The organism is Arthrobacter sp. AOP36-C1-22, from assembly GCF_052377515.1.
Lineage (GTDB): Bacteria > Actinomycetota > Actinomycetes > Actinomycetales > Micrococcaceae > Arthrobacter_H.
Genome location: NZ_JBQSWW010000045.1, coordinates 1 through 14213, shown reverse-complemented (window position 1 = coordinate 14213; position 14213 = coordinate 1). Strand labels below are relative to the sequence as shown.

The window sequence follows — 14213 nt, the reverse complement described above, 5'->3', positions numbered from 1 at the left end:
CCGGGCGCCCGACGCCGCGTTCTGCCGTACTCCGACGTCCTTCAGAGGCGTCTTGAGCAGGAAGTCCCATAATGAACAAGACAGGCCCGATCAAACACGCGCGCCGCGCGCTGTTGTGGCTCGGCGTGATGATCCTCGCCCTTTCGGCGGTGTTGATCAGTGGCGTCGCAACCCAGCAATCGACCTTCGCCCCCAAGCTGGCCCTGGACCTGGAGGGCGGCACGCAGATGATCCTGTCCCCGAAGGTCCAAGGCGACCAGGAAATCAACCAGGAACAGCTGGAACAAGCGGTGAAGATCATCCGCCAGCGTGTCGACGGTTCCGGTGTCTCCGAAGCGGAGATCACCACCCAGTCAGGCCGCAACGTCGTGGTCTCCATGCCGGGTTCCCCGGATGAGAAGACCCGCGAACTGATCCAGGCCTCGGCGAACATGGAGTTCCGTCCCGTCATCGCTGCCGGGACCTGGGAAGCGACCCCCAAGGCGGAGCGCACCAAGAAGGCCGACCTGCCCAAGCCGACGGCGAAGCCGAAGAACGGTTCGGACGAGAACTGGATCGACGGCAAGCTGCTGAAGAAGTTCGAGGCCTATGACTGCGCGGACGAAAGCGCGAAGTCCAATATCGAGAACGGCGATCCCGACGTTCCGATGATCTCCTGCGATCCCAACCAGCAGGCCAAATACATCTTGGGCCCCGTCGCCATCCCCGGGACGGACATCGCCGATGCCACCTCGGGCATGTCGACCTCGGACCAGGGATTCAACACCGGCAAATGGGTCGTCAACTTGGAGTTCAACTCCGAGGGCGCCAAGAAGTTCGGTGAAGTCACCAAGCGCCTGGTCTCCATGCAGGGCCCGCAGCACCAGTTCGCGGTCGTCCTGGACGGCAAGGTCCTCACCGCCCCGACCGCCAACGCACAGATCGGCAACGGCAAGGCGGAGATCAGCGGCAACTTCACCGAGGAATCCGCCAAGGCCCTGGCCGAGAAGCTGAAGTACGGCGCCCTGCCGATCAGCTTCGAGATCCAGTCGGACCAACAGATCTCGGCGACCCTGGGTTCGGATCAGCTGCGCATGGGCATGATCGCCGGCATCATCGGGCTGGCCCTGGTCGCCGTGTACTCCTTCTTCCAATACCGGCTGCTCGGCCTGGTCACCATCGTCTCGCTGCTGGTGGCAGGGGTGTTGACCTATCTGGCCATCGTGTTGCTGGGGTGGGCGCAAAACTATCGGCTCTCCTTGGCCGGCATCGCCGGCATCATCGTCGCCATCGGACTGACGGCGGACTCGTTCATCGTGTACTTCGAACGGGTCCGTGACGAACTTCGTGACGGGAGATCCCTGCCCTCGGCCGTGGAAACCGGCTGGAAGCGGGCCAAGCAGACGGTCATCGCCTCCAAGGCGGTGAACCTGTTGGCCGCCGTCGTGCTGTACGTCGTGGCGGTGGGCAATGTGAAGGGCTTCGCGTTCACCTTGGGGCTGACGGCGATCGCCGACCTCATCGTCGTGTTCCTGTTCACCCACCCCATGCTGCAGATCCTGGCCCAGACCCGGTTCTTCGGCGAAGGCCACCGCCTCTCGGGGCTGGACCCCTCGCTGTTGGGCGCCGAACCCCTCTATAAGGGGGCCGGACGGATCCGCGACTTCCGCCCGACGGTCGACACCTCCAAACGCCATTCCGGCGCCTCGAAGGAAGCCGCCCGGCGGCAGACGATCGCCGAACGCAAACAAGCCGAACGAGGGTCCGCGGAATCCCAGTCGGTCGCGACGAAGGAAGACGATAATGCCTAATCTCGCCACCTGGGGCAACGAGCTCTATACGGGAAAGCGTTCCTACCCGTTCATCGCCAAACGCAAGCTGTGGTTCTCCATCGCCGCGGTGCTGGTCCTGGCCTCGATCATCCTGCCGATCGCCAAGGGCGGCTTCAACCTGGGCATCGAGTTCAGTGGTGGTTCCGAATTCACCATCTCCGATGTCAAGCACACCGACGTCAAGGTCGGGGAGGACGCCATCAAGGCCATCGCCCCCGACCACGCCCCGACGGTCACCAACATCGCGGCCAACACCATGCGCGTGCAGACCGAACGGTTGACCAACGATCAGACCCTGAAGGCCGGTGACGCCCTGGCCGACGCCTACGGCGTCTCCGACGACGAGGTCACCTCCTCCTTCGTGGGTCCCTCCTGGGGCGCGGATGTCTCGCAGCAGGCCCTCCTGGGCCTGATCGCGTTCGTCGTGTTGGTGGCCCTGCTGATGGCCGTCTACTTCCGCACCTGGAAGATGTCGCTGGCAGCGATCATCGGCCTGTTCACGGTCGTGATCATCACCGCAGGCATCTACGCGCTCTCGGGTTTCGAAGTCACCCCCAGTGCGATCATCGGGTTCCTGACGATCCTGAGCTATTCGCTCTATGACACCGTGGTGGTCTTCGACAAGATCCGCGAGAACACGGCCCATACGTTCGAACAGACGGATCGGACCTATATCGAGCACATCAACCTGGCCGTGAACCAGACACTGGTCCGCTCGATCAACACCTCGGTGGTCGCCGTGCTTCCGGTGGGCTCGATCCTGTTCATCGGGTCCTACCTGTTGGGTGCGGGCACGTTGAAGGACCTGTCGCTGGCCCTGTTCGTGGGCATCATCGTGGGCACCTTGTGCACCGTCTTCATCCAGGCACCGCTCTACGCGGTGCTGCGCCACGGCGAGGCCGATGTGCGCGAACACAACAAGAAGGTCCTAGCCAAGCGCGGGGCCGATCTGCACTCCCAGGCGGCCACTGCCGGCTGAGCCGTCACACCCGGGCAGCGGAAGTGACCGCAGAGCCCCGGGGGTGCTATAACCTTGAGGAACGGAGGGGCCACGGGCGGTTAGCCGCTCGTGGCCTCCCCGTCACCCAGGCCCCGGAAGCGTAGTGCGAACCGGGTACAGCGAGAGGACCTGCCATGGCGGAACCCACAGCCCGGGCAGCGAACGGCGCGGCCGACCAGCCGGCCAAGCCGGCGTCACCACCGCCGGCAGCCCGACGCCGCGGCGGGACCATGTCCCGACTGGCCCGTTTCGCCGGGCGCAGCACCTCCGGACAGCCCCCGATCCTCGAACCGCTGCTGCGCACCGTAAGGGCGAACAGCCCGCGCGAGGACCTTGATCTGATCACCCGCGCCTTCACCGTGGCGGAGCGGTGCCACGAAAACCAGAAGCGCAAAAGCGGCGATCCCTACATCACCCACCCGGTGGCGGTGGCGACCATCCTGGCCGAGATGGGCATGACCGGAAGCACGCTGGCCGCGGCGCTGCTGCATGACACGGTCGAGGACACCGACTATTCGCTCGAGGACCTCGCCCGGGAATTCGGCGACGAGGTCGCCATGCTCGTCGACGGGGTGACCAAGCTGGACAAGGTCCAGTTCGGCGACGCCGCCCAGGCCGAGACCGTCCGCAAGATGGTCATTGCCATGGCCCGCGATATCCGGGTCCTGCTGATCAAACTCGCCGACCGCCTGCACAACGCCAGGACCTGGCGGTACGTTTCCCCGGAATCCAGTGCCAAGAAGGCCCGCGAAACCCTGGAGATCTTCGCGCCGCTGGCCCACCGTCTGGGCATGAACACCATCAAATGGGAACTGGAGGACCTCTCCTTCGCGGCCCTGCACCCCAAGGTCTACGAGGAAATCGTCCGCATGGTGGGGGACCGGACCCCCGAACGCGAAAAATACCTGTCCACGGTCAGGACCCTCATCGGCGAGGACCTGCACCAGCAGCGCATCCGGGCCACCATCACCGGCCGGCCCAAACACTATTATTCGATCTACCAGAAGATGGTGGTGCGCGGGAAGGAATTCGACGACATCCACGACCTCATGGGCGTGCGCGTGCTCGTGGACAGCGTCCGCGAATGCTATGCGACCCTGGGGACCCTGCATGCGCGCTGGAACCCCCTGCCCGGGCGGTTCAAGGACTACATCGCGATGCCGAAGTACAACATGTACCAGTCGCTGCACACCACCGTGGTCGGCCCCGACGGCAAACCGGTCGAGATCCAGATCCGCACCCACGATATGCACCGGCGTGCCGAATACGGCATCGCCGCGCACTGGAAGTACAAATCCGGTGCGGCTAAGACCAAGGCCGTCGGCCAGGACGGCCAGGACCTGAACTGGCTGCGCAGTGTCATGGACTGGCAGCAGGAGACCCGCGACCCCGGCGAGTTCCTTGATTCGCTGCGTTTCGAGATCAACGCGGCCGAGGTCTTCGTCTTCACCCCCAAGGGCGAGGTCATGGCCCTGCCCGCCGGGTCGACCCCCGTGGACTTCGCCTATGCGGTCCATACCGAGGTCGGCCACCGCACCATCGGGGCCCGGGTCAACGGCAAACTGGTCCCGCTGAACAGCGAACTCCACCACGGGGACTGGGTGGAGGTCTTCACCTCCAAGGCCGAAGGTGCCGGCCCCAGCCAGGACTGGCAGGGGTTCGTCAAGAGCCCCCGGGCCCGGAACAAGATCCGCCAGTGGTTCACCAAGGAACGTCGCGAAGAGGCCATCGACAAGGGCAAGGACCAGCTCACCAAGGCCCTGCGCAAGAACAACCTGCCGCTGCAGAAGCTGATGACGCACGATACGCTCACCGCCGTCGCCCAGCAGTTGCGCCACTCGGATATCGCCGCCATGTATGCCGCGGTCGGTGACGGACACACCTCCGCCCAGAACGTCATCGAACACCTCCAGGCGCTGGTGGGCCCGACCCACCCGCATGAAGCCGACTTCGACGAGACCCCCTCCTTCACCCCCGGAACCTCCCGCCAGACCCACGACGCCGGGGTGGTCGTCCCCGGGGCCGGGGACGTCATGGCCAAACTGGCGCGCTGCTGCACCCCGGTGCCCCCGGATGCCATCCGCGGCTTCGTCACGCGGGGTTCGGGGATCTCGGTGCACCGGGCCGACTGCGCCAACCTGCAGGCCCTGGGCGATCAGGCCGAACGGCTGGTCGAGGTGCAATGGGCCCCCACCCAGTCCAGTGTGTTCCTGGTGGAGATCCAGGCGGAGGCGTTGGACCGCAAATCGCTGCTCTCCGACGTCACCAAGGTGCTCTCGGACAATCAGGTCAACATCCTCTCGGCCAGTGTGGTCACCGGTAAGGACCGGGTCGCGACCTCCCGCTTCTCCTTCGAGATGGGCGATCCCAAATACCTGAACCACGTCCTGAACGCGGTGCGACGGATCGACGGGGTCTACGACGTGTACCGCACTTCCGAGGGCCGCCGGCGCTCGTAGCGGCCTTCGGGGCCCTGGACCTCATCGGGGGACGGCCGCCAGCGACGGCAATCCCGCCACCAGGTCCCAGGCCGCCCGTTTACCCGGTCGACGGCCCGTGGCCTCGATCGCGGACAACAGCTCCTGCCTGCTGCACCCACCGCTGCGTGGACCGGTCAGACGACTGAGCACCTGGCGCGCCACGGCCGGGCCACCATGGAAGGCGACGTCCAGGCCCGTGCGGACCGGGGTCGTCACCGGCATCGCGAAGCGCCCCTGGACCTCACTGGGCTCCAGCACGCATTCATGCAGCGCCAACCGGACGGGGCCGCGCTGCAACGGGATGCGATGGAACCGCGAAACCAGTAGTTCAAGGACCTCCGGTGCCGGGTGGAAGCCATGCACCCAGGCCGCTGCCAGCCGTCCGATGACGGCCGATTCGTGCAACCGGGGGCCGGCCACCGTGGCCACCGCCGCGGCGCGCAACGCCGGGCCGTCCTCGACGGCCGAACACACGAACGTCCCGGGCAGCACCTGGCGCAGGACCCCCTCGGCACGCAGCACCATCAGCTCCGGAGCGGCAAAGGGCCGCCCGGGTTGCAGGAGCGCGGTGACCTCGGTGGCCTCGATCGGATCCATCATGCACCCACTGTGGCAAAGGGGGCGTCGCGGCAAAAGGGCCGGCCACCAGCCTGTGGATACTGGTGACCGGCCCTCCAGAGCCGGGCACGGGTGCTCCGCGGACCGTTACCGGTCACTGGGGAGCAGGAGCCGGCAGAGGCCTACTCGAAGTCCTGGGCGGACTCCTGGAGGGTTTCGAACCAGGCCCGGCGGGCCGAGAGGGCTTCCTCCGCCTGCTTGATCCGCCGTTCGTCGCCGGAGGCCTTCGCGGTTTCGAGTTCGGTCTCCAACTCCGCAATGGTGTCCTCGAGCTGCGTAAGCATGCTGTTCGAGCGGGCCTTGGTCTCCGGGTTGGAGCGACGCCACTTCTCGTCTTCGGCACCACGCAGGGCGTCCTCGACGGTGCGCATTCCGCCTTCCATGCGCTGCATGGCCGAGCGGGGCACCTTCCCTGCAGCCTCCCAGCGGTCGCGAATCGGCTCGAAGGCCTTCTTCGCCGCGGCCAGATCCTTGATCGGCAGCAGGGCCCTGGCCTCGGCGAGGATCTTCTCCTTCACCGCGAGGTTCTCCTCGAATTCCTGATCCAGTTCCTCGTTGGCCCGCGAGCGGGCATTGAAGAAGATGTCCTGGGCGGCCCGGAAGCGGGCCCACAGGGCGTCGTCGTCCTTGCGGGAGGCCCGCTTGGAGGCCTTCCACTCGTCCATCAACCGGCGGTATTCGCCCGCCGTCGGCCCCCATTCGGTGGACCCCGACATGGCCTCGGCCCGCGCGATCAGATCCTCCTTGACGCGCTTGGCCTCGGAATTATCGGCATCCAGCCGCGAGAAGAAGGCACGACGGTGGCGGTCGAACGTGGTCCGGGCCCCACGGAACCGCTTCCAGAGGCCGTCCTCGGTGGAACGGCCCAGACGCGGACCGTTCTTCTGGGCCGACTTCCACAGCTCGAACAGTTCGTTCATCCGGTTGCTGCCCTGTTTCCACTGGACGGTGGCCGGATCCTGGGCGGCGAGTTCCTCGGCTTCAACGACGATCGCCTCCCGGGCGGCCAGTTCGCGGGCCCGGTTTTCCTCCTGCGTCTTGCGTTCGGCCTTCTGCCGTTCGGCAACTTCCTGCCGGGCGGCGTCCAACCGGCCCTGCAACGCCTTCAGGTCACCGACCATGATCCGTTCGGTCACCAGCTGCTGGAGGTGGTCCAGGGTCTTGTTCATGTCCGTGGAGGGGGCGTGGGCGGCCACGCGCTGTTCGAGCAGCAGCAACTGGCTGACCACGTCGTCGTGCTTGCGCACGAAATAGGCGAGCGCTTCGGTGGGGGTGGCGTCCGGGTATTGGCCGACCGGGAACTCCTCGCCCTCGACGAGGACGAAGACGTGGCCGTCATCGGTGACGCGGCTGAACTTCGCGGCCTCGTCCAGGTCGCTGCTGTAGGCCGGGGGAGCGGGGACCACCGGGGTCGGCTTGCTGGACTTCGGTCCCGCCTGCGGGCGGGGCATGGCCGCCGGGGTGGGCGTCGGTCGCGGGGTGGCCGAGGGCTTGGGAACTGCCGTGGGCTTCGGGGCGTCGGCGGGCTTCGGCGCTGCCTCTGCGGCCGGGGCGTCGGCGGCCGGTGTCTGCGGCTCGGGCGACGTGGCGGGAGCCTGCTGCGTGGCGGGGGTCTCTGACTCCGTGGCGGGGGCCGCCTGCGCCGGGGAGGTCTGCTGCTCGGAGGTGCCTACGGGCGCACCTTGGGTGGACTCGTCGGGCTGGCCTGCGTTGTCGTCGGATTGCGTGGAGCTGTTCACCGCTAAAACTCTTTCGTTCGGAGTCGGTCCGGAAGTTCCCCGGAACCCTGTGTTTCCTCCGTAACTGTACCGAGTCAGTGCTGCAACAAGGTAGTTTGCCGCGGGCCGGGTCGCTATGGCGGTCTCGAACGACATAGAATCGTGCGGTTACCTCCCGGACCCGGGCACGCCGGCGCGACGCCATCCGGAACGGCAGCATCCCACCATCCCCGCGAAGGAGTCTTCACCCCTATGGCACGCAAGGCCTCATTGTCAGGTTTCCCCGAGTGGCTACCCAACGAACGCCTCGTGGAGCTCCATGTCCTGGACAGCCTGCGGCGCAGCTTCGAACTGCACGGGTTCAGCAACATCGAGACCCGGGCCGTGGAAACCGTGGGCCAACTGCTGCGCAAGGGGGAGATCGACAAGGAGGTCTACGGGCTTTCACGGCTGCAGAACGACGACGGTGAGGCGGCGGGGACGGACCCCCACGCCCTGGCCCTGCACTTCGATCTGACCGTTCCCTTCGCCCGCTACGTGGTGGAGAACGCCGGACACCTGGCCTTCCCCTTCCGCCGCTACCAGATCCAGAAGGTCTGGCGCGGGGAGCGACCCCAGGACGGCCGATTCCGCGAATTCACCCAGGCCGACATCGACGTCGTCGGTGATGGGGCCCTACCCTTCCGTTACGACGTGGAACTGGCCCTGGTCATCGCCGACGCGCTCAGCGCCCTGCCGATCGGCGACTTCACCGTGCGGGTGAACAACCGCAAACTAGCCGAGGGCTTCTACCTCGGACTGGGGATCGAGGACACCGCCGGGGTGCTACGCAACATCGACAAACTCGAGAAGATCGGCCCCGAGAGGGTCGCCGAAGCGCTGGTGAACGAGATCGGCACCACCGAGGAACAAGCCCGGGCCGCCCTGGCCCTGGCCTCGATCCGCACCGCCGACACCTCCTTCGTCGAACAGGTCAGGGCCCTGGGGGTGGAGCATGAACTGCTCGAGACGGGCCTGACCGAGCTGGCGGAAGTCATCGACGTGGCCACCCGTCGGGCCCCCGGCCAGGTCGTGGCCGACCTCTCGATCGCCCGCGGCCTGGACTACTACACCGGCACCGTCTACGAAACCGTGCTGGTGGGCCACGAGAAGCTCGGGTCCATCTGCTCGGGCGGCCGTTACGAATCCCTGGCCTCGAAGGGCAACCGCGTCTTCCCCGGCGTCGGACTGTCCATCGGGGTCAGCCGGTTGGTCTCCCGGATGCTGTCCGACGGCGGCCTGAAGGCCAGCCGTGATGTCCCCAGCGCCGTATTGGTCGCTCTGAACGACGACGACTCCTGGTACCCCGCCCAGGACGTCGCCGCGGCGCTGCGTGCCCGCGGCATCGCCGTGGAGGTCGCGGCCCGGGCCGAGAAGTTCGGCAAACAGATCCGCTATGCCGACCGCCGGGGGATCCCCTACGTCTGGTTCACCTCAGCCGAGGGCACCCATGAGGTCAAGGACATCCGTTCCGGCGAGCAGGTGGTGGCCGACCCGCATGCCTGGACGCCCCCGGCAGAGGACCAGCACCCGGGAATCAGCGCCTCCTGACCGGGGCGGGCCCCCCGGGAGCCGCCCCGGTTGTCGGGGGGCCCACCACTGCCGGTAAACTCGACCCAAACCCATAATTGAACCAACGCGTGCCGGGCCCGGGGAACCCCCGGGAGCACGCGAGGAACCCCTCGAAAGGACTTCAGTGCTGCGCACTCACGACTTGGGCACGCTCAGGGCCGAACACATCGGACAATCCGTCACCCTGGCCGGCTGGGTAGCCCGCCGCCGGGACCATGGAGGGGTCGCCTTCCTGGATCTGCGTGATGCCTCGGGTGTGGCCCAGATCGTGGTCCGCGACGAAGCCGACTTCCACTCCCTGCGCAATGAATTCGTGTTGCAGATCGTCGGCACGGTAGAACGCCGTCCCGATGGCAACGAGAACCCGGCCCTGGCCAGCGGCGAGATCGAGGTGATGGCGGACTCCGTCGTCGTGCTGAACACCTCGGCACCGCTGCCGTTCCAGATCGACGAGCACGTCGAGGTCGGCGAGGAGGCGCGGCTGCGCCACCGCTACCTGGATCTGCGCCGTCCAGGCCCGCACGCGAACATCCGCCTGCGCTCGGAGGTCAACCGGGTGGCTCGTGAACTGCTGCACGACCAGGGTTACGTCGAGATCGAGACCCCGACGCTGACCCGTTCCACCCCCGAAGGCGCGCGTGACTTCCTGGTGCCGGCCCGTCTGGCCCCCGGCTCCTGGTACGCCCTGCCGCAGTCGCCGCAGTTGTTCAAGCAGCTGCTGCAGGTCGGTGGATTCGAGAAGTATTACCAGATCGCCCGGTGCTACCGCGACGAGGATTTCCGGGCGGACCGCCAGCCGGAATTCACGCAGCTGGACATCGAGGCCTCCTTCGTCGAGCAGGATGACATCATCGCCCTGGGCGAGCAGATCGTCAGTGCCGTCTGGAACCTGATCGACGTGCAGGTCCCGACCCCCATCGCCCGGATGACCTACGCCGATGCCATGCAGAACTACGGCTCGGATAAGCCGGATCTGCGCTTCGGTCTGGAACTGACCGAACTGAAGGATTTCTTCAAGGACACCACCTTCCGCGTCTTCCAGGCCCCCTATGTCGGCTCGGTGGTCATGCCCGGCGGTGCTTCGCAGCCGCGGCGGACCTTGGATGCCTGGCAGGAATGGGCCAAGCAGCGCGGAGCCAAGGGCCTGGCCTACGTCCTGGTCCAGGAGGACGGTTCGTTGACCGGGCCCGTGGCCAAGAACCTCACCGACTTCGAGCGGGAGAACCTGGCCACCACGGTCGGCGCCACCCCGGGGGACTGCATCTTCTTCGCCGCCGGCTCGGCCTCCGAATCCCGAGCCCTGCTGGGCGCGGCCCGGGTCGAGATCGGACACCGCACCGGGTTGATCAAGGACGGGGACTGGGCCTTCGTCTGGATCGTCGACGCCCCCATGTTCGAATCCTCGGCGGCCGCCGTGGCCTCCGGCGACGTCGCCGTCGGTGCCGGGCAGTGGACCGCGGTCCACCACGCCTTCACCTCCCCGAAGCCGGAGTTCCTGGACACCTTCGACACGGATCCGGAAAACGCCCTCTCCTATGCCTACGACATCGTGTGCAACGGCAACGAGCTCGGTGGTGGTTCCATCCGCATCCACCAGCGCGAGGTGCAGGAACGGGTCTTCAGGATGATGGGGCTGGATGAGGAATCCGCCCAGTCGAAGTTCGGCTTCCTGCTGGACGGGTTCAAGTACGGCGCCCCGCCGCATGGCGGCATCGCCTTCGGTTGGGACCGTGTGGTGCAGCTGCTCACCGGCACCGAGTCGATCCGCGACGTCATCGCCTTCCCGAAGACCGGTGGCGGTTTCGATCCGCTGACCCAGGCGCCCGCGGAAATCACCGCGCAGCAGCGCAAGGAGGCCGGCGTCGACGCCAAGCCAGAACCGAAGAAGGCCGCCAAGGCGGACCAGCAGGACGGGGCGTCCGCCGACGCCTGATCATGCTGGAACCGGCGGCCCGGCAGAGCGCACCGGGGCACACCGCTGTCCAGCACATCGACTCCGCCTGGACGGGGACCCGGCCGGCCACCATCGGCCGGTCCTCGTCCGGCGGGTGGTGGCCGGCCGGGGAAGCGATGAGCGGTCCCCGAGGCGTGCTTCGGTCCGCCAGGATCCCCGTGGTGATCAGCCGGGGAGATCGGCCGTATCGACGATGAGGGTGAACGGCCCCGAGTTGACCAGGGAAACATCCATCTGCCCGCCGAAGACCCCGTGCTCGACTCGTGCCCCGAGGTCCCGAAGGGCGGCCATGAACGCCTCATACAAGGGTTCGCTCAGCGCCCTCGGTGCGGCGGCCGACCATCCCGGTCTCCGGCCCTTGCGCACGTCCCCGTAGAGGGTGAATTGGCTGACCACCAGCAACGGGGCGCCGAGATCGGCGCAGGATTTCTCCGCCTCGAGCAGGCGCAGACGCCAGATCTTCGCGGCCAAGGTGGCGGCCTCGGCGTCCGTATCGGTCCCGGTGACCCCCAAGAGCACCAGGAGCCCCGGCTCGTCGATACGCCCGACCACCGTCCCCTCGACTTCGACCGAGGCCTTCGAAACCCGTTGGACTACTGCCTTCATGCCCTGGCCCTTCGCTCGCACGACATCACCCGTCCACCGTAGCGCTACGCCCCGGCACCACCGTGCGGGCACTAGGCTGGATGGGTGAACGATTTGTTGAGTCCGCTGGATGACGACTCCGAGGACGAACCCACCCGCGGATCCTCCCGCCCCCGGCCGCCCCTGGCAGTGCGCATGCGCCCGCAGACGGTGGCCGAACTCGTCGGTCAGCAACATCTGCTCAAACCCGGCTCGCCGTTGCGCCAACTGGCCGGGGTCGATGGGCCCGGTCCCTCCGGACCCGCCAGTGTCATCCTCTGGGGACCGCCGGGAACCGGCAAGACGACCATTGCCCATGTCATCGCCCGGGCCCCCGGCCGGCGTTTCGTAGAACTCAGTGCCATCACCGCCGGGGTCAAGGATGTCCGCCGGGTCATGGACCAGGCGTTGACGGACCGGGACCTGAACCGGATCACCACGGTGCTTTTCCTGGACGAGATCCACCGCTTCACCAAGGCCCAACAGGACGCCCTGCTGCCGGGGGTGGAGAACCGGTGGGTGGTGCTCATCGCCGCGACCACGGAGAACCCTTCCTTCTCGGTGATCTCGCCGCTGCTGTCGCGTTCCCTGCTGCTCACCTTGCAGCCCCTGGAGGAGGAGGACATCCGTGGACTGGTGGTCCGCGCCGTTCAGGATCCCCGCGGACTGGACGGGACCGTTTCACTGGAACCTGCCGCATTGGATCACCTGGTCCGGCTCAGCGGAGGCGATGCCCGCCGCGCGCTGACCGCCTTGGAAGCCGCCGCCGGGGTCGCCTGGGGCGAATCTGACGGTGTCGAAGCCAGTCCAGGGAACGACGGCGAAGCCCCGGCCGAGGGCGAGGAACACGCTGCTGTCCCGATCCCGGTGAACACCTCCCATGCCGAGCGGGCCATGGATGCCGCCGTCCAGCGCTACGACCGGGCCGGGGACCAGCACTACGACGTGATCAGCGCGTTCATCAAGTCCATTCGTGGCTCCGATGTCGATGCGTCACTGCACTATCTGGCGAAGATGATCGAGGCGGGGGAGGACCCCCGGTTCATTGCCCGCAGGATCATGATCAGTGCCTCGGAGGACATCGGCATGGCCGATCCGACGGCCCTGCAGAGTGCGGTGGCCGCGGCACAAGCAGTGCAACTGATCGGGATGCCCGAGGGCCGGATCATCCTGGGCCAGGCAGTGGTCCACTTGGCGACCGCCCCGAAGTCCAACGCCTCCTATCAGGCGATCAACGCCGCCATCGCCGATGTCAGGGGCGGTCGAGGCGAGGGGATCCCCCCGCATCTACGCGATGCCCACTATCCCGGCGCCGGACAACTGGGCCACGGCAAGGGGTACCTCTACTCCCATGACGCCCCGCATTCGATCGCCGAACAGCAGTACGCCCCCGACGATCTGGTCGGTCGCGATTACTACGCGCCGACGGCCAATGGGGCCGAACGTGGCATCGGTGAACGGCTGCAGCGGATCCGACGGATCATCCGCGGTCGCTGAATCCGCCAACGGAACCTCTACGGCCCGAACCCTTCTCCTACCCTCCAGTAGGTGCCACACTGGCCCCAAGGACGCTTGGCCGGCCGGGGGGACGGGCGGAATCGAGCTTGCGCCGATCGGAGGATCCCTTGGCTACCTACGAATACGCTACGGACGAGACAACTGTTCTCGCCCCCCGGGTGGTACCGGTCTCCAAGGGGCGCATCGTCGTCAACTGGATCACCTCCACCGACCATAAGATCATCGGCTACATGTACCTGATCGCCTCCTTCACCTTCTTCTGCATCGGCGGGATCATGGCCCTGCTCATGCGCTCGGAGTTGTGGGAACCGGGCATGCAGATCATGCAGACCAAGGAGCAGTACAACCAGCTGTTCACCATGCACGGCACCATCATGCTGCTCATGTTCGCCACCCCGTTGTTCGCCGGTTTCACCAACGTCATCATGCCCCTGCAGCTCGGGGCCCCCGATGTGGCGTTCCCGCGTCTGAACGCACTGGCCTTCTGGTTCTTCCTCTTCGGTTCCACCATTGCCATGGCCGGCTATATCACCCCGCAGGGTGCCGCCGCGTTCGGGTGGTTCGCCTATGCCCCGCTGTCCAGCACCACGTTCAGTCCGGGGATCGGCGGTGACCTCTGGGTCTTCGGCCTGGCCCTGTCCGGCTTCGGCACCATCCTGGGCGCGGTCAACTTCGTCACGACGGTCATCTGCCTGCGTGCACCGGGTATGACCATGTGGCGGATGCCGATCTTCACCTGGAACGCCCTGATCACCTCGTTGATGATCCTGATGGCGTTCCCGCCGCTGGCTGCCGCACTGTTCGCACTGGGGGCGGACCGGCGCTTCGGCGCCCATATCTACGACCCCGATGCCGGGGGACCGATCTTATGGCAGCACC

10 protein-coding genes are annotated in these 14213 nt (G+C 66.7%); 7 read left to right on the top strand and 3 right to left on the bottom strand.

What is annotated here, in order from left to right; all coding sequences use genetic code 11:
- The first annotated feature begins 71 nt into the window (after window positions 1–71).
- From secD to ACT3S6_RS15400, 3 genes are all read left to right on the top strand, one after another.
- Window positions 72–1790 carry a protein translocase subunit SecD gene (gene secD, locus ACT3S6_RS15410; protein WP_444555689.1) on the top strand — a complete coding sequence of 573 codons (1719 nt, stop codon included), beginning with the start codon at window positions 72–74 and terminating at the stop codon, window positions 1788–1790.
- The gene (gene secF / locus ACT3S6_RS15405) at window positions 1783–2790 is read left to right on the top strand and encodes a protein translocase subunit SecF (protein ID WP_444555688.1); all 1008 of its coding nucleotides are present in this window, start codon (window positions 1783–1785) and stop codon (window positions 2788–2790) included. Before secD ends, secF begins: the two co-directional genes overlap by 8 nt.
- Window positions 2791–3041: 251 nt before the next feature.
- On the top strand, window positions 3042–5270 hold the full coding sequence (locus tag ACT3S6_RS15400; RefSeq protein ID WP_444555690.1) for a RelA/SpoT family protein: 2229 nt from the start codon (window positions 3042–3044) through the stop codon (window positions 5268–5270).
- 21 nt (window positions 5271–5291) lie between these two features.
- On the opposite strand, the gene ACT3S6_RS15395 is transcribed toward ACT3S6_RS15400, so the two are convergent.
- Window positions 5292–5891, bottom strand: a complete 600-nt coding sequence (locus ACT3S6_RS15395; RefSeq protein ID WP_444555687.1) for a hypothetical protein — start codon at window positions 5889–5891, stop codon at window positions 5292–5294.
- Window positions 5892–6031: 140 nt separating this feature from the next.
- Window positions 6032–7648 carry a DUF349 domain-containing protein gene (locus ACT3S6_RS15390; protein WP_444555686.1) on the bottom strand — a complete coding sequence of 539 codons (1617 nt, stop codon included), beginning with the start codon at window positions 7646–7648 and terminating at the stop codon, window positions 6032–6034.
- Between the two features lie 231 nt (window positions 7649–7879).
- On the opposite strand from ACT3S6_RS15390, the gene hisS reads away from it, so the two are divergent.
- Both hisS and aspS read left to right on the top strand, forming a co-directional pair.
- Window positions 7880–9217 (top strand): histidine--tRNA ligase, encoded by a 1338-nt coding sequence (gene hisS / locus ACT3S6_RS15385; RefSeq protein WP_444555685.1) that lies wholly within the window; start codon window positions 7880–7882, stop codon window positions 9215–9217.
- A gap of 145 nt (window positions 9218–9362) precedes the next feature.
- Entirely contained in the window at window positions 9363–11171 is a 1809-nt protein-coding gene (gene aspS, locus ACT3S6_RS15380) for an aspartate--tRNA ligase (protein ID WP_444555684.1), read from the top strand.
- A gap of 186 nt (window positions 11172–11357) precedes the next feature.
- Here aspS and dtd read toward each other — a convergent pair whose 3' ends face one another.
- A complete protein-coding gene (gene dtd, locus ACT3S6_RS15375; protein ID WP_444555683.1) occupies window positions 11358–11798 on the bottom strand; it encodes a D-aminoacyl-tRNA deacylase in 441 nt (146 codons plus the stop codon).
- An 84-nt stretch (window positions 11799–11882) separates the two neighbouring features.
- On the opposite strand from dtd, the gene ACT3S6_RS15370 reads away from it, so the two are divergent.
- Together ACT3S6_RS15370 and ACT3S6_RS15365 are read left to right on the top strand one after the other, a co-directional pair.
- Window positions 11883–13313 carry a replication-associated recombination protein A gene (locus ACT3S6_RS15370; protein ID WP_444555682.1) on the top strand — a complete coding sequence of 477 codons (1431 nt, stop codon included), beginning with the start codon at window positions 11883–11885 and terminating at the stop codon, window positions 13311–13313.
- A gap of 128 nt (window positions 13314–13441) precedes the next feature.
- The coding region (locus ACT3S6_RS15365) for a cytochrome c oxidase subunit I (RefSeq protein WP_444555681.1) at window positions 13442–14213 on the top strand (772 nt) is incomplete at its 3' end.

Coding starts and splice junctions, on each gene's coding strand:
- secD (WP_444555689.1), top strand. CDS start 72: ATGAACAAGACAGGCCCGATCAAACACGCGCGCCGCGCGCTGTTGTGG.
- secF (WP_444555688.1), top strand. CDS start 1,783: ATGCCTAATCTCGCCACCTGGGGCAACGAGCTCTATACGGGAAAGCGT.
- ACT3S6_RS15400 (WP_444555690.1), top strand. CDS start 3,042: ATGTCCCGACTGGCCCGTTTCGCCGGGCGCAGCACCTCCGGACAGCCC.
- ACT3S6_RS15395 (WP_444555687.1), bottom strand. CDS start 5,891: ATGATGGATCCGATCGAGGCCACCGAGGTCACCGCGCTCCTGCAACCC.
- hisS (WP_444555685.1), top strand. CDS start 7,880: ATGGCACGCAAGGCCTCATTGTCAGGTTTCCCCGAGTGGCTACCCAAC.
- dtd (WP_444555683.1), bottom strand. CDS start 11,798: ATGAAGGCAGTAGTCCAACGGGTTTCGAAGGCCTCGGTCGAAGTCGAG.